Genomic DNA, 25,236 nt, shown 5'->3' with positions numbered 1-25,236 from the left:
CTCCGACACTGCGGCCCGCAGGACATCGACGACCTGCACCGGCGCCACGTTCCGCTTCGCCAGGTCGGTGCCCGCGAGGACCAGCAGGTTCTCGCTGTTGCGGCGCATACGGTCGCGAGGTGGTCCAGCTGGAACAGGTTCGACAGCTGGTCCGGGTCCTGCTCGTTGCTCTCCAGCTGCTCGATCAGCTGCAGCTGGCGCTCGACCAGCGGCTGCGAGCGGCGGGAGAGGTTGACGAACATCGAGTTGACGTTCTGCTGCAGCGCGGCCTGGTCGGCGGCGAGGCGGATGGCCTGGCCGTGCACGGCGTCGAAGGCCCGCGCCACCTGGCCGATCTCGTCGCGGCTGTCCAGCGGGACCGGCTCGACGAGCGCGTTCGGTGCCTGACCGGAGCGCATGCTCTGCACCGCCGCGGGCAGCTTCTGCTCCGCGACCTCGAGCGCCGAGCTGCGCAGCAGGCGCAGCGAACGGACCATCTGCCGGCCCAGCAGCAGGATGATGCCCGCGGTCAGCAGGATCGTGAGCATCAACAGCACGGAGTTGAGGCCCGCGGTGTTGCCCGCCTGCTCGGCGGCCCTGGCCCGGCCGTCGACGAACGCCTGCTGGGCGGCCGCCGTGGACTGGTCGACCGCGGCGACCGAGCGGTCGACGGCGGTGTTCCACGCGTTCGGGTCCACCGGCGGTGCGACGCCCGCGGGACCGACAGCGCCTGGTCGCGCAGGGCGTTGCGCTCGGCGTTCGCCTGGCCCGCGGCGAAGTTCCCGAAGGACTGGGCCTGCTCCGGCGTCAGCGAGGACTGGAAGTCACCGGCCGCGGCCTGGAACGAGGCCTCGGCACCGGTGGCCTGTGCGCGCTGCTGCTCCTCCAGCGTCCCCGCGGCGAGCGCGCCACCGATCACGGTGCGCTCGAGCTGCAGGGCCTCGCGGGCGCTCGCCCCGGCGGGCGATCGCCGTGGTCAGACCCGCGGTGTCGGCGGTCTGCAGCCGCCCCACCAGGGCCCGGTCGAGTCCCAGCGTGCGCTGGACGACCGCGGTGTAGCGGCCGGTGAGGTCGGCGGCCGGGGTCGGGCCCTCGGCGACCTGCGACCGGATGACCGGGAGCTGGCCCAGCGTGGTGTCCGCCTGCCGGCGGGCCGTGGCCAGGTCGGGGGCCTGCTGCTCGGCGGTGTCGAGCCCTGCCGTCGTGGCCTGCAGCGCCTGGTCGGTCGTGGCCTGCGCCCGTTCGACGACGGCCCGGTCACCGAGCCGGTTGCCCGCCACGAAGCGGACCGCGGCGTCGCGCTCGTTCTGCAGCGCGCCGGTCAGCGTCTCGATCTGGCGGTGCACGTCGACCAGTCCGCTGCCGCGGCTGAGCTCCTCGGCCACGTTGGCCTGGTCGACGACGCGGATGGCGCCGATGGACAGGGCGAGGACCGTGGGGACCAGGCCGACGACCGCCAGCTTGGCGACCAGGCTCCAGTTCCGCGGGTCGAGTCGCTCCGACCACGTGCTCGGGCGTTCCGTGCTGGTCACGGTGGTCACGGCGAGATCTCCCTGTCGGTCTCCGGTCCGGGGACGGGCGGCGCGGCGGGCACGAGGTCGGGGAGCATCAGCTGGTCCGGTGCGCCTTTCGGGGTCACGACGGGACCGCTCGACCGCATCGCGACCGACACGGGGCGGCGGTTGCCGCGTCCCGGGGGAGTCGGACGGATAGGATCGTGTCGGGTCCCGTCTGTGCGTGACGGACGGCTGCCGAGTCTAGCCCCCGGAACCCTCGTCTCCCGAGTGGCGTATGGCCGGTTGCTCCGTCGTCACGTGACGTGACACACGTCGACCGTTCGTCTCCGCTCGGCGTCCGGCGGACCCGCCCCGCCCCGTTCTCCGGCCTCGAGAGGATTCGTTCCGTGACCGACGCCCCCTGATCGTGCAGTCCGACAAGACGCTGTTGCTCGAGGTCGACCACCCCGACTCCGCGGCGGCCCGTGCGGCCATCGCGCCCTTCGCCGAGCTGGAGCGGGCACCCGAGCACGTCCACACCTACCGCGTCACCCCGTTGGCCCTGTGGAACGCGCGTGCCGCCGGGCACGACGCCGAGCAGGTCGTCGACGCGCTGGTCCGCTGGGCCCGCTACCCGGTCCCCCAGCCGCTGCTGGTCGACGTCGTCGACACGATGGGGCGCTACGGGCGGCTGCAGCTGTCCAACCACCCCGCGCACGGCCTGGTCCTCACCGCGCTGGACCGTGCCGTGCTGGAGGAGATCCTCCGGCAGAAGAAGATCAGCCCGATGCTGGGCGCCCGGGTGGACGACGACACCGTCGTGGTCCACCCGTCCGAGCGGGGGCACCTGAAGCAGGCACTGCTCAAGGTCGGCTGGCCCGCCGAGGACCTCGCGGGCTACGTCGACGGCGAGGCCCCCCCGATCGCCCTGGAGCAGGACGGCTGGACGCTGCGCGACTACCAGCGCCACGCCGTCGACGGGTTCTGGGAGGCGGCTCGGGCGTGGTCGTGCTGCCCTGCGGCGCGGGCAAGACCCTGGTCGGTGCGGGCCGCGATGGCCAAGGCCGGCGCGACCACCCTGATCCTGGTCACCAACACCGTGTCCGGGCGGCAGTGGAAGCGCGAGCTCGTCGCGCGGACGTCGCTGACCGAGGAGGAGATCGGCGAGTACTCGGGCGAGAAGAAGGAGATCCGCCCGGTCACCATCGCCACCTACCAGGTCGTCACCCGCGCAAGACCAAGGGCGAGTACAAGCACCTGGAGCTGTTCGACTCCCGCGACTGGGGCCTGGTCGTCTACGACGAGGTGCACCTCCTGCCGGCCCCGGTCTTCCGGATGACGGCGGACCTGCAGTCCCGTCGCAGGCTCGGTCTCACCGCGACCCTGGTCCGCGAGGACGGCCGTGAGGGCGACGTGTTCTCCCTGATCGGCCCCAAGCGCTACGACGCCCCGTGGCGCGACATCGAGGCCCAGGGCTGGATCGCGCCGGCCGAGTGCATCGAGGTGCGGGTCACGCTGACCGACGCCGAGCGCATGTCGTACGCGACGGCCGACGCCGAGGAGCGCTACCGGACGGCGTCGACGGCGGACACCAAGCTCAACGTCGTGCAGGCGATCCTGGACCGGCACAAGGGCGAGCAGACGCTGGTCATCGGGGCCTACCTGGAGCAGCTCGACGCGCTGGGGGAGAAGCTCGGCGTCCCGGTCATCCAGGGCTCCACCCGCAACCGGGAGCGCGAGAAGCTGTTCGACGCCTTCCGCCGCGGCGAGATCACGACCCTGGTCGTCTCCAAGGTCGCGAACTTCTCCATCGACCTGCCGGAGGCGACGATCGCGGTGCAGGTCAGCGGGACGTTCGGGTCCCGGCAGGAGGAGGCCCAGCGGCTCGGCCGGCTGCTGCGCCCGAAGAACGACGGTCGCCAGGCGCACTTCTACTCTGTGGTGTCCCGCGACACCGTGGACACCGACTACGCCGCGCACCGGCAGCGGTTCCTCGCCGAGCAGGGCTACGCCTACCGGATCGTCGACGCCGACGACCTCCTCGGGCCCGCCCTGCCCGACGCCGGCTGAGCACGCTCACCCGGACGCGCGACCTCCGCGCGTCGCTGATCAGGGGCACACTGAGTCGAGTCCACGACGCCGGAGGAGGGCGCATGCCGACCGCCCTCTGGGTCCTCGTCGGGGTCGCGGCGTGGCTGTCGTGTCGGTCGTCGTCGCGCTGGTGCTCGGGCGCGTGCTGCGCATGCGGGACCGGCAGGTGCCCGACCCGCCGCCCCGGCCGGGTCCGCCGTCCGCGGTGCCGCCGGTGCGGCGTCGTCCGGTCGAGCCGCCGCCGTGCGGCCGTCCGCAGAGGCCCCGCCCGGCTGAGCGCCGCCGTGACCCCGGGCCGGGCGGTGCCGGGCCCTGAGACAGGCGGTGCCGGGCCCTGAGACGGGGCGGTGCCGGTTCCGGGGTGGTCTCCGGGCTCGTCCCGAGTCCCGGCGGGCGCCCGGGCGACACCGTGGAGCCATGGAGAACAACACGAGCACGACCGGTACCGCGTCGACCGGGACCGACGCCTTCGAGAGCACCGAGCGCGGCACCGGGATCATCGAGAACGGCGCCGAGAACGGCCCCGAGATCACGGGGATCACCGGGGTCGACGAGCAGCCGACCGCCCGGATCGCTGCGGATCCCGACGCCGGGGGTACCGGACGCACCGAGGCCGATCCGGTCACCGACCGGTGCCGGTGGTCGAGGATAGCGCGACCCCTGCCCCCACTCCCGCCGCCTCCGGCCGGCCGGACGCGGCCGGGCCCGGCCCGTTCGGGGACCTCGGGGCCGGCGCTCCCGGGCCGTCCGCGCACGCCGGCACGCCTGCCGGAGGCCCCTCCGGCGCCGGGCCCCGGCCCGCGACGCCCGGGATCGGCGACCGCGTCGCCGCGTTCCGGCTCCGGCGCAGCAGCACCGACCGGATGCTCGGCGGTGTCTGCGGTGGTCTCGCCGCCGACCTGGGTGTGGATCCCGCGCTGCTGCGCATCGCGGTCCTCGTCCTCACCCTGTTCACCGGCGGCGCGGCGGCGCTGGTGTACCTCGCCGTCTGGCTGATCGCGCCCGCCGCCTGAGCCCGTGCCGGGAGCTCAGTCCCTCTGTCGGCCCGCCCGGCCCGTCGTCACCCGGCTGTCGTCACCCAGCCCGTCGACACCCGGCCCGACCAGTTCGCCAGCCGCTCGGTCGGTCCCGCCTCCGGACGGTGCTCCACGACCGGCCCGAACGGCACCGGACCGCCACGCGGCTCGGCGGGCAGGAACGCGCGGGCGGTGGCGAGCGCCGTCGTCGCCAGGTCCGGGTCGGCCTCCGGGTCCTGCCCGGTCGCGACGGCCAGGTCCCAGCCGTGCACGAGCGTCTCGTTCAGGAACACGGTCAGCGCGGTCCGCGCCGGGACCTCGCCGAACGCCAGCCGCGCGACCCGATCGAGCAGCGCCTCGCCCTCGGGGCCTTCCCAGGCGGCCTTCAGTGCCGCCGCCTCAGCGACGTAGGCGGTCGCCGGGTCGTCGAGCACGTCCTCGCTGACCACCGGATGGGCCAGCGGGTCGGTCCCGGCGGCGATCGACGCCGGTCGGCGCAGCGTCGTGACCAGGTGTGCGAGCAGGGTGCGGACGTCGAAGCCGTCGCAGGGGGTGGGGTCGGCCATCCGGTCCGCGGGGACGGCCCTCGCGAGGTCGGAGACCCAGTCGAGGGCGGCCAGGTAGGCGGGACGGGGGTCGGCGGTGAGCGTCGGGTTCGTCATGGGCGTCAGCGTGCCCGCGATACCTGACATCTCCTGTCATGATTCCGTGGCATTCTCCGTGACGTGCGCGCCGACCGGCTCCTGTCCCTCGTGCTCCTGCTGCGTCACCGCGGCCGGGCGACCGCCGCCGTGCTCGCCCGCGAGCTGGAGGTCTCCGAGCGCACCGTGCTGCGCGACGTCGAGGCCCTGTCCGCCGCGGGCATCCCCGTCTACGCCGAACGCGGCAGGCACGGCGGCTTCGCGCTGCTGCCGGGCTTCACCACCGACCTCACCGGCCTGACCCCGGCGGAGGCGGTCGCGCTGCTCGGCTCCGGCGCGACGTCGACGCCCGGCGCGCTCGGGCTGGGCACGGAGTTCGCCTCGGCCATGCGCAAGATCGTCGCCGCGCTGCCGGACGCGGCCCGGGAGCAGGCCACCGACGCCGCCGGACGGGTGCTCGTCCGGCGCGGTGGCTGGCTGCGCGACACCGACGACGGCGCGACCACCGACGTGCTCACCGCGGTCCAGCGCGCGGTGTTCGGCGGGGTCCGGCTCCGCATCCGCTACCGGGCCGGGACCCGGCCGGGGACGGAGCCCGGGCCCGCTGCCGAGCGGGTCGTCGACCCGGTCGGGCTCGTCCAGGCGGCGGGGCGCTGGTACCTGCTGGCGCTGCGCGACGGGGAGGACCGCACCTACCGGGTGTCGCGGATCGAGGAGGCCGAGCCGCTGACGGAACCCGCACACCGGCCCGAGGGCGTCGACCTGGAGGAGCTGTGGCTGCGCCGTCGCGAGGACTTCCGGGCGCGGCGGCCCGGGCTCCGGGTCCGGCTCGCGCTGCCCGCCGACCGCCGGGAGGCGCTGTCCGCCGTCACCGTCCACGAGGAGTGGACCCGGGACGGGACGACCGAGGTGGTCGCCGCGTTCGGGGACCTCGCCCACGCCGGACGGGCACTGTGGCCGCTCCTGCCGGACGTGCGGGTGCTGGACCCGCCGGAGCTGCTGACGGCGTTGCGGGAGCGGGCCCGCGCGGCCGTCGCCGCCCTGGTGTGACCGCGACCCCCGACCGCGACCCCCGACGGCGCCCCCCGGACGCGCCGCGGGGCGGCACCGGCGAACCGGTACCGCCCCGCGGGGTGGTGCTGTGTGCCTGGTGAGGCAGGACCGATCAGAAGTCCATGCCGCCCATGCCACCGGTCGGGTCGGCGGGGGCGCCGCCGCCCTTCTCCGGCTTGTCGGCGATGACCGCCTCGGTGGTGAGGAACAGGGCCGCGATGGAGGCCGCGTTCTGCAGCGCCGAGCGGGTCACCTTGGCGGGGTCGATGATCCCGGCCTTGATGAGGTCCTTGTACTCGCCGGTGGCGGCGTCGAGGCCCTCACCGGTGGGCAGGTTGCGGACCTTCTCCGCGACGACGCCGCCCTCGAGGCCGGCGTTGACCGCGATCTGCTTGAGCGGGGCCTCCAGCGCGACCTTGACGATGTTCGCGCCGGTGGCCTCGTCACCGTCCAGGCCGAGGCCCTCGAACAGGCCAGCACCGGCCTGGATGAGCGCCACGCCGCCGCCGGCGACGATGCCCTCCTCGACGGCCGCCTTCGCGTTGCGGACGGCGTCCTCGATGCGGTGCTTGCGCTCCTTGAGCTCGACCTCGGTCGCCGCGCCGGCCTTGATGACGGCGACGCCGCCGGCCAGCTTGGCGAGGCGCTCCTGGAGCTTCTCGCGGTCGTAGTCGGAGTCGGTGCGGTCGATCTCGGCGCGGATCTGGTTGACCCGGCCGGCGATCTGGTCGGCGTCACCGGCGCCGTCGACGATGGTGGTCTCGTCCTTGGTCACGACGACCTTGCGGGCGGTGCCCAGCAGGGACAGGTCGGCGGTGTCGAGCTTGAGGCCGACCTTCTCCGAGATGACCTCGCCACCGGTCAGGATGGCCATGTCGGCGAGCATCGCCTCGCGGCGGTCACCGAAGCCCGGGGCCTTGACGGCGACGGACTTGAAGGTGCCACGGATCTTGTTGACGACCAGGGTGGCCAGGGCCTCGCCCTCGACGTCCTCGGCGATGATGGCCAGCGGCTTGCCCGACTGCATGACCTTCTCCAGCAGCGGGAGCAGGTCCTTGACGGTCGAGATCTTGGAGGAGACGAGGAGGACGTACGGGTCCTCGAGCTCGACCTCCATGCGCTCGGCGTCGGTCACGAAGTAGGGCGAGATGTAGCCCTTGTCGAAGCGCATGCCCTCGGTGAGCTCGAGCTCGAGCCCGAAGGTCTGCGACTCCTCGACCGTGATGACGCCTTCCTTGCCGACCTTGTCCATCGCCTCGGCGATGAGCTCGCCGATCTGCGGGTCGGCGGCCGAGATGGAGGCCGTGGCAGCGATCTGCTCCTTGGTCTCGATCTCCTTGGCCGACTTCAGCAGCGCCTGGGAGACGGCCTCGGTGGCCTTCTCGATCCCGCGCTTGAGCGACATCGGGTTCGCGCCGGCGGCCACGTTGCGCAGGCCCTCACGGACCAGCGCCTGGGCCAGCACGGTGGCGGTGGTGGTGCCGTCACCGGCGATGTCGTCGGTCTTCTTGGCGACCTCCTTCACCAGCTCGGCGCCGATCTTCTCCCAGGAGTCCTCGAGCTCGATCTCCTTGGCGATCGACACACCATCGTTGGTGATGGTCGGCGCGCCCCACTTCTTCTCGAGCACGACGTTGCGGCCCTTCGGGCCCAGCGTCACCTTGACGGCGTCGGCGAGGGTGTTCATGCCCCGCTCGAGGCCGCGACGGGCCTCCTCGTCGAACGCGATCTGCTTCGCCATGGGGGTGTTGCCCTCCGATAGAGGTGAGTCGAGTGATCGGATGCGGTGCCCGCGACGGACGCCCGGCAACCCTGCGCCGGACTCACCGACCCGACCTTGGCACTCCACGGACACGAGTGCCAGTGGATGCTGAGCCCGTTTCTAGCACTCGCCCGTGGAGAGTGCAAGCGGGCCCGCCCGGCTGCGGGCCTCGCGCGGGGGCGGGCAGGATGGGGTCATGAGCACCTGGTCGCAGGCCGGTCCGCGCACCGTCTCCGAGCATGCCGCGGCGGTCGCGGCCCTGCTCCCGCCGACCGGGACCGAGCAGGTCGCGCTGGCCGATGCGAGCGGCCGGGTGCTGGCCGAGGACCTGACGGCGGGCGTCGCGCTGCCGCCCTTCGACAACTCCGCGATGGACGGCTACGCGGTGCGCGCCGCCGAGCTGGCCGGCGCCTCCCCCGGGGCGCCGCTGGAGTTCGCGGTGTCGACCGACATCCCGGCCGGGCGCACCGACGTCCCCGCGCTGGCGCCGGGCACGGTCGCCCGGATCATGACGGGTGCCCCGGTGCCCGCGGGTGTCGACGCGATCGTGCCGGTGGAGCGGACCGACGCCGGCGTCGAGCGGGTGCGGATCACCGAGGCCCCCGAGGTGGGCGCGTTCGTGCGCCGGGCGGGGGAGGACGCGGCGGCAGGCGCCGTCGTGCTGCGGGCCGGGACCGTGCTGGCCGCCCCCCAGATCGGGCTCGCCGCCGCCGTCGGCCGGGCGGAGCTGCCGGTGCGCCGCCGCCCGCACGTGCTGGTCCTGTCCACCGGCTCGGAGCTCGTCGCCCCGGGTGGCACGCTGGAGCCGGGGCAGATCTACGAGTCCAACGGCACGATGCTCGCCGTCGCGGTCAGGGAGGCCGGGGCGACCGCCGAGCAGCTGTCCTTCGTCCCCGACGACGTCGAGCGGTTCCGGGCGGTGCTCGCGGAGCGGGTCGGCGAGGGCGTGGACCTGGTCCTCACCTCCGGCGGGGTGAGCGCGGGCGCCTACGAGGTCGTCAAGGACGCCATGACCGGCCACGGCGTGGAGTTCGGCAAGGTCGCGATGCAGCCCGGCGGCCCACAGGGCTGCGGACTGCTCGAGCTGGGCGGGGTCGAGGTCGCCACGGTCACCCTGCCCGGGAACCCGGTGAGCTCGCAGGTGTCGTTCGAGGTGTTCGTCCGGCCCGCGCTCCGGGCGGCGGTCGGCCATCCCGCGCCGGCGCGGCCGGTGGTGACGGCGCGGCTGTCCGGGGCGCTGTCCTCGCCCGCCGGGCGCCGCCAGTTCCGGCGCGGCCTGCTCGACGCCGCCGCCGGGACCGTGTCGGAGGTGGGATCCACCGGGTCGCACCTGATCGCGGCGCTCGCCAGGGCCGACTGCCTGATCGACCTGCCCGCCGACACGACCGCCGTCGCCGACGGCGAGCAGGTCGCGGTCTGGCTGCTCGACGCCCCGTGACCCGACGTCGGTGGTCGTCCGCGTGCCGCGCCGAGCGGTGACCTGCGGAGCCGAGCGGCCCGGAATGGCGTCCGGGTGTCGCGAGCAGGACTGCGCTGTGCAATCGGGCCACCACTCGCGCGGATGCGCGGCTGCGCCGAAAGTGTGAGCTGTTTCATGGGCAGCCGGGGCAACGATCTCACCGCGCGCGACGTCGTGGAGGGTGTCCGTTCGGCCGAAAGAGGTAGATCACGGCGGACATCCGTCGTGATCTGGACTGCCGGTCGTCGGAGAGGAATACTTTCCGCTGTGGAGGGGTAGACCCTTTACAGCACAAGACCCACCGCCCGTCGCTGGGGAGCGGACGAGCGGTTCCACGGCCGGGGTCGTCGTCTCGGGGGACGACGGCCCCGGCCCTTTTTGTGCCGTCGACCGGGCCCGCGGGATCGCGCACCGCATGCGGACGGCGTCGGGCACGAACGGCCGATCCTGCCACCGGTCGCACCCCGGCACGGGGACCCCCGGATCCTCGGCGTGTCCCGGTCGTCCCGCCGGACGGCCGTCCGTGGCGCCCGCGTAGCGTTGGTGATCCCCTACCGGAGCATCAGGAGCCGACGACCCACCATGGCCGAAGGAACCGGGACCTCCCCGACCCACATCGCCCGGCTGGTCCGGGACGCGATCCCCCCGATGCACCCGGGTGGCCGTCCGATCGTCGCCGGTGTGGCGCTCGCCGCGGCGGGAGTGCGCGCGCTCACCGGCCGCGGCACCCTGCCGGGTCTGCTCGCCACCGCGGCCACCGCGCTGTTCTTCCGCGACCCCGTCCGCACCCCGCCGCTGCGCACCGACGCCGTGCTGGCCCCCGCCGACGGCACGGTCGCCACCGTGACCGAGACGGTCCCGCCCGCCGAGCTCGACCTGCCGCGCGTCCCGCACACCCGGGTCTCGATCTTCCTGACCGTGCTGGACGTGCACGTCCAGTGGGTGCCGGTGCACGGCCGCGTCGCGCGGGTCCAGTACTCGCCCGGCACGTTCCTGTCGGCGGACCTGGACAAGGCCAGCGAGGACAACGAGCGCAACGCGATCACCGTGGGCCGCGCCGACGGGGTCGGGGTCGGGGTCGTGCAGATCGCCGGCCTGCTGGCCCGCCGGATCGTCTGCGCCCTGCGCGACGGCGACGAGGTCGCCGCGGGCGAGCGGTTCGGTCTCATCCGGTTCGGGTCGCGGGTGGACACCTACCTCCCGCCCGGGACGACCGCGCTGGTCCGCCCCGGCCAGCGGACCGTGGGCGGGGAGACCGTGCTCGGCCTGGTGGCCGAGGCGGCGGAGCGCTGAGGTCGTGGGGATGTCCCGCCCCGCCGGCGGATACCCGGCCGGCGTGCGGCTGCTGCCCAACGCGGTCACCGTCCTCAACCTCTGCGCGGGCCTGACCGCGGTCTACTTCGCGCTCCAGTCGCGCTTCGACTTCGCGATCGTCGCCATCCTCGTGGCCGCGCTCTGCGACGCCCTCGACGGTGGCCTGGCCCGGCTGCTCGACGCGTCCAGCCGGATCGGCGCCGAGCTCGACTCGCTGGCCGACCTGGTGTCCTTCGGCGTCGCCCCCGCTCTGGTCATCTACATCTGGGCGTTCGAGGGGACCCGGGCCGGCTGGATCGTGGCCCTGGTGTTCGCGGTGTGCATGGCGCTGCGCCTGGCCCGCTTCAACACCCTGATCGACGACGACAGCGCCCCGCCGTTCGCCCGCGAGTTCTTCGTCGGCGTCCCGGCCCCCGCGGCCGCGCTGACCGCGGGCATCCCGCTCTACCTCTGGCTGCACTTCGGCCAGGGCTGGTGGTCGGAGCGGGCGCTGGTGGCGGTGTGGGCGCTGGTCACGGCCGGGCTCATGGTCAGCCGCATCCCGACGCTGTCGCTCAAGACGGTCCGGGTCTCGCCCCGCGCCACCCGCTGGCTGCTGGTCGGCGTGGCCGCGGTCGTCGCGATCCTGATCACGATCCCGTTCCTCGGCATCGCCGTCGCCGGGGTCGCCTATCTGCTGCTCCTGCCCTGGACGGCCTACCGCTACCGCTGGCTCTCGCGCCACCCCGAGGCGTGGGACGTGCCGACCCGCCAGCGCCGCGCCGTCGCCCGCGCGGCCCGGGCCGCCCGTCGGCTCGGTCTGCGACCGCCGCTGCGCCGCCGGGTCGCCGGCCGGGCCGGGGCGGTGGCCCGGGGTGTCCGGCGCCGGCTCGACCCGGAGGGCGAGGCCCGCCGCGACGGCCTGCGCGACACCCGCGCCGTCCGCGACCCGCGCGGTCCGGGCGTCGCCGCCGCGCCCCGCGGTTCCGGCCGCCGCCTCGGCCTGCGCCGTCGCTGACCCCGACCCTCCGGAGGACCGCCCGTGCTGGAGCTCGTCGCCCGACTGGCCCCCGCGGCCGCCGACGCCCGCCGTGGTGTCGTCCGGCTGCACCCCGAGGTGCTCGCCGCGCTCGGCCTGCGCTCCTGGGACGCGGTGACCCTCACCGGGGCCCGGGTCACCGCGGCGCTCGCCGTCGCCGGTGCGCCGGGCGACCCGCACGGGCAGGCCCGGCTCGACGACGTCACCCTCTCCAACGCCGGGCTGACCGACGGTGCGACCGTCGTCGTCGCGCCGGCGCCGGTCACCGCGGCCCGGGAGGTGCGCCTGGTCGGGTCCGCGCTGACCACCGCGACGGTCACCCCGGCGACGCTGCGCCTCGCCCTGATGGGGAAGGTCCTGGTACGCGGTGACGCCGTGTCCCTGCTCCCGCAGGACATCGCCCCGGCGGCCGGGTCCGACGTCCGCTCGGTGCGTCGTGCGCTGGCCGCGGCCGTCGGCGGGACGTGGACCTCGGAGCTGCTGACCGTCGCCGTCGCCGATCCGGCCGGGCCGGTCGTGGTGACGCCGTCGACGGTCGTGGGCTGGCAGGGCGGTCGGGACACCGGGGACACGGGGGATTCCGGGGACACCGGCGGCACCGCCCCCGCTGCGCTCGGGGGCCCCGGCCCTGGCGGGCCCGTCAGGTCCCCTGCGTCCCTGGCCACCGCCACAGCCTCGGCCGCGGCCGCGGGAGCCGCTCCAGGGGCCGTGGAGGGGCCCGGTGGGCCCACCGGATCCACCGAGCCCGTGTTGCCGCTGGAGGACCTCGCCGCGAACGAGGCCGTCGCGCGCCGGCTGCTGGACTGGTTCGAGCTCATGTTCCGCCGCCCGGAGCTGCTGACCCGGCTCGGCGGCGACGCCCGGCTCGGCGTGCTCGTCTCCGGGCCGGAGGGCGCGGGCAAGGCGACCCTGGTGCGCAGCGCGGCCGCGGCGGCGGGCGCGCGCTGCGTGGAGCTCGTCGCCCCGGCCGTCGCCGCCGTCGAACCCGCCGCCGCGGCCGAGCGGGTCCGGGCGGCGATCGCGCAGGCCCGTGGCGGCGGGGCAGGTACCGGCGGCCCCGCGGTGCTGCTGGTGCACGACGCGCACGCCCTGCTCCCCGCCACCGACCCACCGCCGCTGGCCACCCTGGTGCTCGACGAGCTGCGCGTGGCGACCGCGCCGGGCGGGCCGGCACTCGTCGTCACCAGCGCCGAGCCGGAGGCGCTGGACCCGCGGCTGCGGGCGCCGGACCTGGTCGACCGCGAGCTGTCGGTCGGCCTCCCCGATGCCGCGACCCGCCGAGCCCTGCTGGAGCGGCTGCTGGCCGACGTGCCCCGGGCCGACGACGTCGACCTGGGCGCGGTCGCCGCCCGGACGCCCGGCTTCGTCGTCGCCGATCTGGCGGCGGTCCGCCGGGAGGCCGCGGTGAGCGCGGCACTGCGCGGCACGGGCACCGAGCCCACCGAGCAGGTCCGCCAGTCCGACCTGCTCGACGCCGTCGGCTCGGTCCGGCCGATCTCGCTGTCCGGCGGCGGCACGCTGGGCAGCGGCGGCCTCACCCTCGACGACGTCGGTGACATGGCCGAGGTCAAGGCTGCCCTCACCGAGGCGGTCCTGTGGCCGCTGCGCCACCCGGACTCGTTCGCCCGGCTCGGGGTCGACGCCCCGCGCGGGGTGCTGCTCTACGGTCCGCCGGGCGGCGGCAAGACGTTCCTGCTGCGTGCGCTCGCCGGCTCCGGTGACCTCAACGTGTTCGCGGTGAAGGGCGCCGAGCTGCTCGACAAGTACGTTGGCGAGTCCGAGCGGGCGGTCCGCGAGCTGTTCCGCCGCGCGGCCGAGGCCGCTCCGGCACTGATCTTCCTCGACGAGGTCGACGCGCTCGCCCCGCGCCGCGGGGGCTCCACCGACGCCGGGGTGGCCGACCGCGTCGTCGCCGCGCTGCTGACCGAGCTGGACGGGGCCACACCGCTGCGCGAGGTCGTCGTGGTCGGGGCGACCAACCGGCCCGAGCTGATCGACCCGGCGATGCTGCGCCCGGGCCGGCTGGAGCGGCTGGTGTTCGTCCCGCCGCCGGACGCCGACGCGCGGGCGGACATCCTGCGCGCGGCGGGCCGCGACGTGCCGCTGGCCGACGACGTCGACCTCGACGCGCTCGCCTCCGAACTGGACGGTTACTCGGCGGCGGACTGCGCGGCGCTGCTGCGTGAGGCGGCACTGACCGCGATGCGGGAGTCCCTCGACGCGGGCGAGGTGACCGCAGCGCACCTGGCGACGGCTCGCCGCACCGTGCGGGCGTCGCTGGACCCGGCGCAGGTCGCCGAGCCGGAGGCCTACGCCCGCCGTCGCAGCGACGGCTGAGTCGCCGCGGCCCGGCGCGTCGCGGCACCCGTGGAACGGCGCGGCACCCCTGGAACGGCGCGGCACCCCTGGAACGGCGCGGCACCCCTGGAACGGCGCAGCACCCCTGGAACGGCGCAGCGTCCTTGGAACGGCGCTGCGCCCCGGATCGACGCAGCACCCTTGGAACAGCACAGCGGGCCCCGGAACAGCACAGCGGCCCCGGACGGATCGTCCGGGGCCGCTGTGGTCGGTCGGGTCAGGCGGCGGAGAAGTCCCGCGTCACGATGACGATGACGCCGGGCGTCGCGTCCTGGATGCCGTCGAAGCGGGGCTCGGAACGGATGCCGAACTTCTTCGCGATCTCCTCGGCCGCGGCCTTCTCGGCGGTGCCCTGCCGGTAGTAGACGGTCGTGGTCGGGATGACGCCCTGGGAGTAGTTCTGCACCTGGGACACGGTCCAACCGTTGGTACGGAACTCCCCGGCCGCCTTCTCGGCGAGACCGCGGATGGTCGAGTTGTTGTAGATCCGCACGACCGGACGGGCCGCGACCGCGGACCCCTCTCCGGCGGCGGAGCCGGAGCCGCCCTGGCCCGCGGAGCCGGGGCCGGAGCCCGCGGCGGGCGGCGGCGCGGCGACGGCCGGGCCGGCGCCCTCGTACCCGGGGGAGCCCGGCGTGCCGGGCGCTCCGGGGGTGAACGGTGAGGTCTCCCCGGGCGTGCCCGGGGCGGGGGTGGCGCCGGTGCCGGGCGTGGCGCCGTCGCCGGTGCCGTCCCCCGGAGTGGGGGCCGGGGCGGGCTCGGCCGACGCCGACGGGGGCGCGGCCTGGTTGCCGCCGTCCTCACCGCCGCCGGTGAGGCCGATCAGGCCGACGACAGCGGCGACCACACCGACGCCGACCAGCGCGATACCGGCGATCTTCAGCGGTGACTGCCCACCGGACGCGGGTGCGGTCATCGTGACCTCCTGGCTGTCAGGGCTCGAGGCCGAGGCGACGGGCGGCGCGGGTGCGCTGCCTGCTGGAGCGCAGCCGGCGCAGGCGCTTGACCAGCAGTGGGTCCACCGCCAGCGCCTCGGGCTTGTCGACCAGGGCGTTCAGCACCTGGTAGTAGCGGGTGGCCGACATGTCGAACAGCTCGCGGATCGCCTGCTCCTTGGCACCCGCGTACTTCCACCACTGGGCCGCGAACGCGAGGATCTCGCGTTCGCGGCGGTCGAGCTCGCGGGAGGACACGGCAGCGGTGCGCCGGTGCGCTCCGCGGCGTTCCGGCAGGGACCCGGCGGACTCCATCACGCTCCTCGAGCGGACGACGATCTCGTACTGCGGCGGCCCCGCCCGGGCACCGCGACGACGAACGACACGTCTGTCATTCGCGGTGCGGATTCAACCACAGGGGACCGACGGTCCCCGGCCGCGACGCGCCTGGAGAGCGGGTCGGTCCACAACGAAACCGCCCGGCCGGGTCACCTCCGGCGGCGACCGTAGGCTGCTCCGGTGACGGTTCTGCGCATCCGCATGGTCGGCGACCCCGTGCTCCACACCCCCACCCGCCCCGTCGTCACGGTCGACGACTCGGTCCGGACGCTGGTCGAGGACATGTTCGAGACGATGGCGGCCGCGAACGGCGTCGGCCTCGCGGCCAACCAGGTGGGCGTGGACCTGCGGCTGTTCGTCTTCGACTGCCCCGACGAGGAGACCCGCACCATGCGCCGCGGGCTCGTCGTCAACCCGGTGCTGGAGACCTCGGAGATCCCGGAGATCATGCCGGACCCGGACGACGACCAGGAGGGCTGCCTGTCGGTGCCCGGCGAGAACTTCGCGACCGGCCGGGCGGAGTGGGCCCGGGTGACCGGCACCGATCTCGACGGCGAGCCCGTGTCGTACGAGGGGCGCGGCTTCTTCGCCCGCTGCATGCAGCACGAGACCGACCACCTCGACGGTCGCCTGTACCTGGACCGGCTGATGGGCCGCCACCAGCGCGCGGCGAAGAAGATGCTCAAGCGCAACGGCTGGGGCTCGCCGTCGGACTCCTGGGACCCGTCGGCCGTCGAGGCGGAGGACGTCCCCCGGGGATGACCCCGGGGTCGACCCCGGGAGTCATACCCCGGTACTAGGGGTCGACCTGGGAGAACCGGCCCCACGACCGATGTGGCGGGGTGCTCCCCGGGGGCATCGTGGACGCCATGGTGCTCACGATCCTCGCAGTCCTCCCCGTCCTCGCCGTGCTGCTCGTCATGGCCGCGCAGCCGCTGTTCGAGCTGTGGGACGCCCGCGCGTCCGAGCGCGGCGCCGCCCAGCTCGGTGCGCAGGTCCCGCTGCCCGACGACGCCGTGCCCGCGCCGCTGTCGGCCGCGCCCACCGCGTACCCGGAGGCGCTCGGCGACGTCGTCGCCCCGCTGCGGATCCCGGCGCAGCGCCGCCCGCTCACCCCGGTCGGCCGGAACGCCGCCCGGGTCTGAGAGCGTGTTTGGAAATGGTGGGTGTGTCGGGATGGTCGACACGGCTGGGGTGCTCCATCGTGGTCGGCATGCAGGAACGACCGCGCCGGTACCCCTCGGACACCAGTGATGCCCAGTGGGTGGTGATCGAGCCGTTGTTACCGCCGCTCGCGCGGCGGGGGCGGCCTGTTGCTCATGCTCGTCGGGACGTGCTGGACGCGATCTTGTATGTCGTGCGGACCGGGTGTGCCTGGCGGGCGTTGCCGGTGGACTTCCCGCCCTGGCAGACCGTCTACTGGTACTTCAACCAGTGGGAACAGCAGAAGGTCACCGAGAAGATCCTCCCGGTCGTGCGGGGGCAGTTACGTATCGCCGAGGGCCGTGATCCGGAGCCGAGTGCGGGGATCATCGATTCCCAGTCGGTCAAGGGCGCCGACACCGTCGGCCAGGACTCCCGCGGCTACGACGCCGGGAAGAAGACAGGCGGACGGAAACGGTTCATCGTGACCGACACCCTCGGTCTGCTGCTGACCACGATGGTGTGCTCGGCCTCGGTACAGGACCGCGACGGCGCCAAGCCGATCCTGCTCAACCTCTACCTGCGCACCAGGGTGCGGTTCGTCTACGCCGACGCCGGCTTCGCCGGGCGACTGCTCGACTGGGCCGCCACGATCCTGCAGACAACGATCGAGATCATCCGCAAGCCACCCGAGCAGCGCGGATTCACCGTCCTCCCACGAAGGTGGGTGGTCGAACGGACCCTGGCCTGGCTCACCGCACACCGACGCCTGGCCCGAGACTACGAACGCCACCCCACCACATCCGAAGCCATGATCCGCTGGGCCGCGATCAACACCATCACCCGCCGCATCGCCCGTGGATACCCCGCCACCCGCCAGCAGAAACACACGACACCCTCAACCCACTAGAATTTCCAAACACGCTCTGAGCGGCGCTACTCGACCAGCCGGTTCTCCCAGGCCCACGCCGCGATCTCCACCCGGTTGCGGGCGTCGAGCTTGGACCCGATGTTGGCGATGTGGGTCTTCACCGTCGACAGCGACACGAACAGGTCCCCGGCGATCTCGGAATTCGTCCGGCCGCGGGCGACCGCCTTCACGACCTCCAGCTCGCGCGGTGAGAGCGTGGCGTGGACGTCGGCGCGGGCCGGCTCCGGCTCGGTCAGCCGCTCCAGCAGCCGCACGGTGACCGACGGCGACACCAGCGCGTCGCCCGCCGCGGCGGCGCGGACCGACTCGACGAGCAGCCGCGGGCCCGCCGTCTTCAGCAGGAACCCGCAGGCGCCCGAGCGCAGCGCACCGTAGACGTACTCGTCCAGGTCGAACGTCGTGACCACCACGATCCGCGACGGCCGGGCCGAGCCGGGCCGTCCGCACCTCGGGTGCGATCTCCAGCCGGGCCCGGCCGCCGTCGGGGTCGAAGCGGGCGACGACGTCCTCGATGTCGTCGAGGCCGTGTCCGGGGGTGCGCACGGCCCCGTCCCCGGTGTCGTCCCCGGCGCCCGAGCGCAGTACGCCGACCATGCGGCGCATGCCGTCGAGGGCCTCGGCACCGGCCCGCTCGATCGCCTCCAGGGCCCGGCCGGCCTCCTCCGGGCGGCTGCCCGCGACCACCACGCCGGCCTGCGCCGCCACCACGATCGCGGTGACGTGGTGCGCGACGGTGTCGTGCAGCTCGCGGGCCAGCTCGAGACGCTCGTCGTTGCGGGCCTGGGCGAGCCGGGCCGAGCGGCGCTGCCACAGCTCGCGCGCCGCGGTCGCGACGACCATCGTGCCGGCCCAGCCGACCACGGTCAGGCTGGCGAAGACCTCGCGGTCGATGCCCGGCACGCGCAGCAGCGGCATGCTCACGATGACGCACAGCGACACCGCCGCCGTCGCGATCACCGCCCGGACCGGTGCGGTCCGCACCGTCGACACCGTGACCACGGCCAGTGCGAACAGCTCGGTCAGCGACAGGAACGGGACCCCGCCGGTCAGCAGGCCCGCGACCGAGCCGCACGCGGACAGCCCGAACGCGATCGCCGCGACGTGCAGCGGGCGGGTGCCCGTCCGGTACCGGAGGAGCACGGTGCCCGCCACGAGCAGGCCGTACACCGCGCCGCTCGGCGCTCGGACGTCCCAGCTCAGGCTCAGCAGAGCGTCGCACAGCGCCCAGAACAGGTAGGCGAGCAGCTCGAGCCCGACCAGGACGTTCCGGCCGCGGCGTGTTCCGGCGATCATGGGGATCACGGTAGGGCGCACCGCGACCCGTCGCCCTCGGTCGGAAGTACGACGACCCGTCGGTGAACTCCGTACCACGGGCTGATGCCCCGGCGCCCTCCCGACGGCACCGTGAGCGCCATGATCCATGGTTCGAGGAATCCGGCCGACGTGCCCGAGCGGATCGCCGCCGCGACGGTGAACCTGGTCCGCACCTACGGGAGCGGCCGGGCCGCGGTCCGCGCACTGGACGGGGTCACGCTGTGGCTGCCCGCGGGCCGGTTCACCGCGGTGATGGGGCCGAGCGGGTCGGGCAAGTCCACGCTGCTGCACTGCCTGGCCGGTCTGGACCGGCCGACGTCGGGACAGGTGCTGCTGGGCGAGACCGACCTGGGGGCCCTGAACGAGTCCGCGCTGACCCGCGTCCGGCGCGACCGGATGGGTTTCGTCTTCCAGGACGGCAACCTGCTGCCACACCTCACCGCGGGCGAGAACATCGACCTCGCGGCCTCGCTGGCCGGGCGCCGGCCGAACCACGCGTGGCGGGCCGAGCTCGTCGAGCGGCTGGGCATCGGTGACCGGCTCACCCACCTGCCGTCGGAGCTGTCCGGCGGGCAGCGCCAGCGCGTCGCGGTGGCCAGGGCGCTGCTGGGCCGCCCGGAGATCGTCGTCGCCGACGAGCCGACCGGCGCACTCGACACCCGTTCCGGGCGTGAGCTGCTGGGTCTGCTGCGGGCCTGCGTGGACGACTACGGCCAGACCGTCGTCATGGTCACCCACGACCCGCTGGCGGCCGCGGCGTCGGACCAGGTGCTGCTGCTGCGCGACGGCCGTGCCGCGGGCCGGCTGGACCGGCCCACCCCGGACCGGGTGCTGTCCGCGATGGGCGCGCTCACCGGCACCGGCGCCCCCGCGATCGCCGACGCCACGATCACCGGCCCGGTGGCCCGGTGAACCCGGCGACCCGCGCGGCCGTCGCCGGGGCCCGGCGCAGCCCGCGTCAGCTGCTGCTGACCGGGCTCGCCGTGCTGGTGGCGACGGTGTTCGCCGCCGCGGCGGTGCTGCTGACGGCGAGCCTGCGCGCCGCCCTCCTGGGGGACACGTCGTCGGTGCCCGCGGGCGCGACGTTCGCCCTGGAGACCGACGCCTCGTCGGGGGCGGCCACGACGGAGCTGGAGGGCCGGCTGCGCGCGCTGTCGGGGGTGACCGCGGTGTCGACCTCCCGGTCGGGTGCGGTCGCCGTCGTCGCGGGCGGCGCGAGCGGCACCTGGTTGCTGAGCACCGACCCGATGACCGGGCCGCTGCAGGGGCTGGAGCCGCTGACGGCCGGTCGGCTGCCCGCCGGCCCGGGGGAGGCGTTGGTCGGGGCGAGCACCGCGGAGCGCACCGGGCTCGCCCCCGGCGCCACGGTCGGCCTCGGCGACCGCACGCTGACGGTGACCGGGGTGGTGCCGGTCCGTTCCGAGGGCATCGACGCGCTCGTCGTCCGCGACGACGACCCGGCCGCCGCCGGGCTGTCCGCCTACCGCATCGCGGTCGCCGGGAAGCCGGACCCGACCGCGCTCGCCGCCGTCCCGGGCGTCACCGGGGTCCGAACCGCCGACGAGCAGCGCGCCGAGGACCTGGCGTCGGCCTCGGCGTCGGCGGACGCGCTGCTGGCCGGACTGTCGGTGTTCGTCGGGCTGGCGCTGGTCGCCGCGGCCGTGGTGGTCGCCTCGACGTTCCGGATCGTGCTGGCCCGCCGCACCCGTGAGCTGGCGCTGCTGCGCTGCGTCGGTGCGAGCCGCGGGCAGGTGGCGCGGTCGGTGCTGGCCGAGGCGGCGCTCACCGGACTGGTCGCGGGGGTCGCCGGGGCGGCCGTCGCCGTCGCGGGCGGGTGGGCCGCTCTGGCGGCGGCGGGCGCGGCCGGGATGAACGCCCCGGCGCTCGTGGTGCCGTGGGGACGGATCGCGGGATGCGTGCTGCTCGCCGTCCTCGTGACGGTGCTGGCGGCGCTGGCCCCGGCGCTCGCCGCCGGCCGGACCCCGCCGGTGGTGGCGCTCGGCGCGGCGGACGCGAGCGGTGCACGCGCGCCGCGGGCCCGGGTGCGGCTGTCGCTCGCCGCGGTCTCGCTCGTCCTGGCGGTGCTGCTAGCCGTCGCCGGCGCCGCCATGGGGAGCCCGCTGGGCGGGCTGGTGCTGGCTGCGCTGTCCGGGATGCTGGTGTTCGCGGCGCTCGTGGCGACCGGGCCGTTCGTGGTGTCCGGGGCCGCGGCGCTGGTGGCGCCGGTCGTCGCGCGGTGGGCGCCGGGGCGGATCGCGGTGGGCAACGCGCGACGGATGTCGCGGCGTACCGCGGCGATGACGACGGTGCTGTCGCTGGGCGTGGGGCTGACCGCAGCGATGCTCGTCGCCGTGGCAGGCGCCTCGGCGGACGTCACGGCGTCCCTCGAACGGGACTACCCGGCCGACATCGTCGTGTACGCCGACGCCGGCGAGGCCGCGTCGCTCGCGGCCCGGCTCGACGCCGTGCCCGAGCTGACCGCCCGGGAGGCCGACGGCCTCGTGCTCGTCGACCCGGCGCCGGGGGCCGACCCGGTGGCCGTGCGGACCGCGGTGGTGCGGGCCGCGGGCGACGCACCGGTCACGTTCACCGCGGAGCTGCGCGAACAGGCCGAGACCGCGGTCGGCGCCGTCCGCGGGGTCGGACTGGGCCTGGTCGGGGTGACGCTGCTGGTGGCGGTCGTCGGGATCGGGGTGACCCTGGCGCTGTCGGTCAGCGAGCGGACCCGGGAGATCGCGCTGCTGCGCACGCTCGGGCTGTCGCGGGCCGCGTCACGGCGCGCGGTCGCGATCGAGGCGGCGCTCGCCGGCGCGGTCGCGGCGGTGCTCGGTGTCGTGCTGGGAGGTGTCTACGGCCTGCTGGCGCTGACGGCATCCGGCCTCGGATCGCTCACGGTGCCGCCGCTGGGCCAGCTCGCCGGGCTGGCGGTCGCGGTGGTCGCGGTCGCGGTGCTCGCGTCGGTGGGGCCGTTGCGCCGCGCCGGGCGGATCGAGCCCGCGCACGGCGTCGTCGCCGCGTGAAGGCGCACCCGCGCGCCCGGACCGGGGGGTCGGGCGCGCGGGGTGCCCCGGTGGGTCAGCTCGCGGGCTCCAGCACGAACACCGGGATGACCCGGGAGGTCTTCTCCTGGTACTCGGCGTAGGGCGGGTAGGCCTCGACGGAGCGGTCCCACCACTCCTGGCGCTCGTCGCCGGAGACCTCGCGGGCGACGAACGTGCCGGTCCGGGTGCCGTCCTGCACCTGGACCTGCGGGTTCGCGACCACGTTGTGGTACCAGGCCGGGTGCTCCGGGGTGCCGCCCTTGGACGCGATCATCGCGTAGGAACCGTCGTGCTCGACGCGCATCACCGGCACGTAGCGCTTCTTGCCGGACTTCGCGCCGGTCGTCGTGACCAGGATGATCGGGCGGTCCATGACGGTGACGCCCTCGGTGGTGCCGTTCTCGAGGATCTTCTCGGTCTGCTCGCGGACCCAGTCGGTCGGGGAGAGCTCAGCATTCTGCGTCATACCGGTGGAGAACCCGATACCACCGGTGATCATTCCTCGCAGCCGGGTGAGGGGCTGGTGTCCGTCGCCGGACGGTGCCTACGGTGCGGGTGCACGACCAACTGAACACGCGGGAGCTCCGTCGCGCGGGGCTGAGAGGGCGACTCGCCGGTCGCCGACCGCAGAACCGGCCGGGTAATGCCGGCCAGGGAGGACCGTCATGACAACGGCACCAGTGCGTCCGCAGCAGGTCACCACCGGCCCGATCCAGGGCTCGGCCAAGGCCTGGATCGACGGCCCGGACGGCATCACCGTCCCGGTCCGGCGGATCGCCCTCTCCACCGGTGAGCACCACGACGTCTACGACACCTCCGGCCCCTACACCGACGCCCACGCCGTGATCGACCTGCACGCCGGGCTGCCCCGGCTGCGGGAGCCGTGGGTGTCCTCGCGGGAGCCGGGGACCCAGATGTCCTGGGCGCGGGCCGGGATCGTCACCCCCGAGATGGCCTACATCGCCGTCCGCGAGCGGTGCGACGCGGAGCTCGTCCGCGCCGAGGTCGCCCGCGGTCGGGCCGTGATCCCGGCCAACCGCAACCACCCCGAGTGCGAGCCGATGATCATCGGCAAGCGGTTCCTCACCAAGGTCAACGCCAACATCGGCAACTCCGCGGTGAGCTCCTCGATCGCCGAGGAGGTCGAGAAGATGGTGTGGGCGACCCGGTGGGGCGCCGACACCGTGATGGACCTGTCCACCGGCCGCGACATCCACGAGACCCGCGAGTGGATCCTGCGCAACTCCCCGGTCCCGATCGGCACCGTCCCGATCTACCAGGCCCTGGAGAAGTGCAACGGTGACCCGGCCGCGCTGAGCTGGGAGATCTACCGCGACACCGTGATCGAGCAGTGCGAGCAGGGCGTGGACTACATGACCGTGCACGCCGGGGTGCTGCTGCGGCACGTCCCGCTCACCGCGAAGCGGGTCACCGGGATCGTCTCCCGCGGCGGCTCGATCATGGCCGCGTGGTGCCTGGCGCACCACAGCGAGTCGTTCCTGTACACCCACTTCGCCGAGCTGTGCGAGATCCTGCGCCGCTACGACGTCACGTTCTCCCTCGGTGACGGCCTGCGCCCCGGCTCGATCGCCGACGCCAACGACACCGCGCAGCTCGCCGAGCTCGCCACCCTCGGCGAGCTGACCCGGATCGCCCGCGCCCACGACGTGCAGGTCATGATCGAGGGCCCCGGCCACGTCCCGATGGACAAGATCGTCGAGAACGTGCGGCTGGAGGAGGAGTGGTGCGACGAGGCGCCGTTCTACACCCTCGGCCCGCTGGCCACCGACATCGCGCCCGGCTACGACCACATCACCTCCGCGATCGGCGCCGCCCGCATCGCCGAGGCCGGCACCGCGATGCTCTGCTACGTCACGCCGAAGGAGCACCTGGGCCTGCCGAACCGCGACGACGTCAAGGTCGGGGTGATCAGCTACAAGATCGCCGCGCACGCCGCGGACCTGGCCAAGGGGCACCCGCACGCCCAGGCCCGCGCCGACGCGTTGTCGGCGGCCCGGTTCGAGTTCCGCTGGCGTGACCAGTTCGCGCTCTCGCTCGACCCGGACACCGCGACCGCCTACCACGACGAGACCCTGCCGGCCGAGCCCGCGAAGACCGCGCACTTCTGCTCGATGTGCGGGCCGAGGTTCTGCTCGATGAAGATCACCCAGGACGTCCGGGACTACGCCGAGGCGCATGGGCTGACCAGCGTCGAGGCGATCGAGGCCGGGATGGCGGAGAAGTCCGGGGAGTTCCGTGACGAGGGCGGTCGGGTGTACCTGCCGATCTCCGCATCGGACCCCGCCTCGGGCTGAGGCCCCGGGCCGGGGGTGTGCACCGCCGGGGCCGCGGGACCCACCCGCGGCCCCGGCACCGTCTACCGTCGTCGGCGACACGCACGACGCGGGAGCTCGCGGAGCAGGCGGGCTGAGAGGGCGGCCGGTCCCACCGGGACCGGCGTCGCCGACCGCGGACCGGCCGGGTAATGCCGGCCAGGGAGGACACGTCCATGGAACCCACCGTCGGCACCACACCCCCGCGGGTCATGACGATCGCCGGCACCGACTCCGGCGGTGGCGCGGGCATCGCCGCGGACCTCCGTGCGTTCGCCGCCTGCGGGGTGCACGGGTGCCTCGCCGTCTGCGCGGTGACCGTGCAGAACTCGGTCGGGGTCACCGGCGTGCACACCGTCCCAGTCGACACGATCGCCGGGCAGATCGCCACGGTCGCCTCCGACATCGGGCTGCAGGCCGCCAAGACCGGGATGCTCGCGAACGCCGAGATCATCGGGACCGTCGCGCGGGCCTGCGACGAGAGCGGCATCGGCGCCGGCCTGGCCACGCCACTGGTCGTCGACCCGGTCGCGGCCTCGATGCACGGGGACCCGCTGCTCGCCGCCGAGGCCCTCGACGCCTACCGGCACACGTTGTTCCCGCGGGCCACGCTGGTCACCCCGAACCTCGACGAGATCCGGCTGCTCGTCGAGCACGACGTCCACGACCGGGACGGCCAGTACGCGGCGGCGAAGGCGCTGCACGCGCTCGGGCCGCGCGCGGTCCTGGTCAAGGGCGGTCACCTCACCGAGGACACCGACGGCTGCCTGGACCTCCTCTACGACGGCGACACGGCCGTCGAGCTGCCCGGCCCGCGCTTCGACACCGGCCACACCCACGGCGGCGGGGACTCACTCGCCGCCGCGATCGCGTCCGGGCTCGCCCGCGGGATGGAGCTGGAGGCGGCGGTCCGGTTCGGGAAGCGCTACATCGTCGAGGCGGTCCGCCACGCCTACCCGCTGGGCGCCGGGCACGGGCGGTCTCGCCGCTGTGGGCCGTGCGGCCGTGGTGGG

The 25,236-nt window shown here is 74.7% G+C and carries 20 protein-coding genes and 5 pseudogenes; 15 read left to right on the top strand and 10 right to left on the bottom strand.

What is annotated here, in order from left to right:
* The 3 genes from KPL57_RS54055 to KPL57_RS54050 form a co-directional block, all read right to left on the bottom strand.
* A partial coding sequence (locus tag KPL57_RS54055; protein ID WP_264199761.1) for a HAMP domain-containing protein occupies positions 1–476 on the bottom strand: 476 nt, incomplete at its 3' end.
* A gap of 50 nt (positions 477–526) precedes the next feature.
* Positions 527–898: a nitrate- and nitrite sensing domain-containing protein gene (locus tag KPL57_RS73055; RefSeq protein WP_374203920.1), complete on the bottom strand. Its 372-nt coding sequence runs from the start codon at positions 896–898 to the stop codon at positions 527–529.
* Positions 804–1,520, bottom strand: coding sequence for a nitrate- and nitrite sensing domain-containing protein (locus KPL57_RS54050; RefSeq protein WP_308253143.1), 717 nt, complete (start codon positions 1,518–1,520; stop codon positions 804–806). Before KPL57_RS54050 ends, KPL57_RS73055 begins: the two co-directional genes overlap by 95 nt.
* A gap of 376 nt (positions 1,521–1,896) precedes the next feature.
* On the opposite strand from KPL57_RS54050, the pseudogene KPL57_RS54045 reads away from it, so the two are divergent.
* The 3 genes and pseudogenes from KPL57_RS54045 (at position 1,897) to KPL57_RS70965 (ending at position 4,579) form a co-directional block, all read left to right on the top strand.
* Positions 1,897–3,545 (top strand): annotated as a pseudogene (locus tag KPL57_RS54045) (DNA repair helicase XPB).
* Between the two features lie 121 nt (positions 3,546–3,666).
* Positions 3,667–3,882, top strand: coding sequence for a hypothetical protein (locus KPL57_RS54040; RefSeq protein ID WP_226358136.1), 216 nt, complete (start codon positions 3,667–3,669; stop codon positions 3,880–3,882).
* Between the two features lie 316 nt (positions 3,883–4,198).
* Positions 4,199–4,579, top strand: coding sequence for a PspC domain-containing protein (locus tag KPL57_RS70965; RefSeq protein WP_226358135.1), 381 nt, complete (start codon positions 4,199–4,201; stop codon positions 4,577–4,579).
* A 47-nt stretch (positions 4,580–4,626) separates the two neighbouring features.
* Here KPL57_RS70965 and KPL57_RS54030 read toward each other — a convergent pair whose 3' ends face one another.
* On the bottom strand, positions 4,627–5,244 hold the full coding sequence (locus KPL57_RS54030; protein WP_226358134.1) for a TIGR03086 family metal-binding protein: 618 nt from the start codon (positions 5,242–5,244) through the stop codon (positions 4,627–4,629).
* 63 nt (positions 5,245–5,307) lie between these two features.
* On the opposite strand from KPL57_RS54030, the gene KPL57_RS54025 reads away from it, so the two are divergent.
* A complete protein-coding gene (locus KPL57_RS54025) occupies positions 5,308–6,273 on the top strand; it encodes a YafY family protein (protein WP_226358133.1) in 966 nt (321 codons plus the stop codon).
* Between the two features lie 115 nt (positions 6,274–6,388).
* On the opposite strand, the gene groL is transcribed toward KPL57_RS54025, so the two are convergent.
* The gene (gene groL, locus KPL57_RS54020; RefSeq protein ID WP_020622657.1) at positions 6,389–8,017 is read right to left on the bottom strand and encodes a chaperonin GroEL; all 1,629 of its coding nucleotides are present in this window, start codon (positions 8,015–8,017) and stop codon (positions 6,389–6,391) included.
* A 217-nt stretch (positions 8,018–8,234) separates the two neighbouring features.
* Here groL and glp point away from each other — a divergent pair, with 217 nt between their 5' ends.
* The 4 genes from glp (at position 8,235) to KPL57_RS54000 (ending at position 14,166) form a co-directional block, all read left to right on the top strand.
* Complete coding sequence (gene glp / locus KPL57_RS54015; protein ID WP_226358132.1) at positions 8,235–9,476, top strand: gephyrin-like molybdotransferase Glp; 1,242 nt, start codon at positions 8,235–8,237, stop codon at positions 9,474–9,476.
* A gap of 603 nt (positions 9,477–10,079) precedes the next feature.
* The gene (locus KPL57_RS54010; protein WP_226358131.1) at positions 10,080–10,790 is read left to right on the top strand and encodes a phosphatidylserine decarboxylase; all 711 of its coding nucleotides are present in this window, start codon (positions 10,080–10,082) and stop codon (positions 10,788–10,790) included.
* A gap of 10 nt (positions 10,791–10,800) precedes the next feature.
* Positions 10,801–11,808: a CDP-diacylglycerol--serine O-phosphatidyltransferase gene (pssA, locus tag KPL57_RS54005; RefSeq protein WP_226358130.1), complete on the top strand. Its 1,008-nt coding sequence runs from the start codon at positions 10,801–10,803 to the stop codon at positions 11,806–11,808.
* A 24-nt stretch (positions 11,809–11,832) separates the two neighbouring features.
* Positions 11,833–14,166, top strand: coding sequence for an AAA family ATPase (locus tag KPL57_RS54000; protein ID WP_226358129.1), 2,334 nt, complete (start codon positions 11,833–11,835; stop codon positions 14,164–14,166).
* A 238-nt stretch (positions 14,167–14,404) separates the two neighbouring features.
* Here KPL57_RS54000 and KPL57_RS53995 read toward each other — a convergent pair whose 3' ends face one another.
* Together KPL57_RS53995 and KPL57_RS53990 are read right to left on the bottom strand one after the other, a co-directional pair.
* Positions 14,405–15,103: a LytR C-terminal domain-containing protein gene (locus KPL57_RS53995; RefSeq protein ID WP_226358128.1), complete on the bottom strand. Its 699-nt coding sequence runs from the start codon at positions 15,101–15,103 to the stop codon at positions 14,405–14,407.
* Between the two features lie 16 nt (positions 15,104–15,119).
* A complete protein-coding gene (locus tag KPL57_RS53990) occupies positions 15,120–15,437 on the bottom strand; it encodes a DUF3263 domain-containing protein (RefSeq protein ID WP_226358127.1) in 318 nt (105 codons plus the stop codon).
* 204 nt (positions 15,438–15,641) lie between these two features.
* Here KPL57_RS53990 and KPL57_RS53985 point away from each other — a divergent pair, with 204 nt between their 5' ends.
* From KPL57_RS53985 to KPL57_RS53975, 3 genes and pseudogenes are all read left to right on the top strand, one after another.
* Complete coding sequence (locus tag KPL57_RS53985) at positions 15,642–16,223, top strand: peptide deformylase (protein WP_075309834.1); 582 nt, start codon at positions 15,642–15,644, stop codon at positions 16,221–16,223.
* Positions 16,224–16,330: 107 nt separating this feature from the next.
* Positions 16,331–16,606, top strand: a complete 276-nt coding sequence (locus KPL57_RS53980; RefSeq protein ID WP_226358126.1) for a hypothetical protein — start codon at positions 16,331–16,333, stop codon at positions 16,604–16,606.
* 14 nt (positions 16,607–16,620) lie between these two features.
* Positions 16,621–17,530, top strand: a pseudogene (locus KPL57_RS53975) (IS5 family transposase); the annotation flags it as partial.
* A gap of 10 nt (positions 17,531–17,540) precedes the next feature.
* Here KPL57_RS53975 and KPL57_RS53970 read toward each other — a convergent pair.
* Both KPL57_RS53970 and KPL57_RS53965 read right to left on the bottom strand, forming a co-directional pair.
* Positions 17,541–17,972, bottom strand: a pseudogene (locus KPL57_RS53970) (LuxR C-terminal-related transcriptional regulator); the annotation flags it as partial.
* Positions 17,973–18,117: 145 nt separating this feature from the next.
* A pseudogene (locus tag KPL57_RS53965) lies at positions 18,118–18,375 on the bottom strand (histidine kinase); the annotation flags it as partial.
* Between the two features lie 573 nt (positions 18,376–18,948).
* On the opposite strand from KPL57_RS53965, the gene KPL57_RS53960 reads away from it, so the two are divergent.
* Both KPL57_RS53960 and KPL57_RS53955 read left to right on the top strand, forming a co-directional pair.
* Entirely contained in the window at positions 18,949–19,761 is an 813-nt protein-coding gene (locus tag KPL57_RS53960; protein ID WP_075312721.1) for an ABC transporter ATP-binding protein, read from the top strand.
* On the top strand, positions 19,758–21,869 hold the full coding sequence (locus KPL57_RS53955) for an FtsX-like permease family protein (RefSeq protein ID WP_226358125.1): 2,112 nt from the start codon (positions 19,758–19,760) through the stop codon (positions 21,867–21,869). The genes KPL57_RS53960 and KPL57_RS53955 overlap by 4 nt, the downstream gene beginning before the upstream one ends.
* A 55-nt stretch (positions 21,870–21,924) precedes the next feature.
* Here the strand turns inward: KPL57_RS53955 and KPL57_RS53950 are convergent, their stop codons facing one another.
* On the bottom strand, positions 21,925–22,356 hold the full coding sequence (locus tag KPL57_RS53950; protein WP_149664357.1) for a nitroreductase family deazaflavin-dependent oxidoreductase: 432 nt from the start codon (positions 22,354–22,356) through the stop codon (positions 21,925–21,927).
* A gap of 199 nt (positions 22,357–22,555) precedes the next feature.
* Between KPL57_RS53950 and thiC the strand changes: the two genes are divergently transcribed.
* Together thiC and thiD are read left to right on the top strand one after the other, a co-directional pair.
* Positions 22,556–24,205 (top strand): phosphomethylpyrimidine synthase ThiC, encoded by a 1,650-nt coding sequence (gene thiC, locus KPL57_RS53945; protein WP_226358124.1) that lies wholly within the window; start codon positions 22,556–22,558, stop codon positions 24,203–24,205.
* 194 nt (positions 24,206–24,399) lie between these two features.
* Positions 24,400–25,236 (top strand): annotated as a pseudogene (gene thiD, locus KPL57_RS53940) (bifunctional hydroxymethylpyrimidine kinase/phosphomethylpyrimidine kinase); the annotation flags it as partial.

The organism is Pseudonocardia sp. ICBG601 (assembly GCF_020496245.1).
Note: the sequence above shows the minus strand (reverse complement) of the source record. Positions and strands in the feature narration are given on the sequence as shown.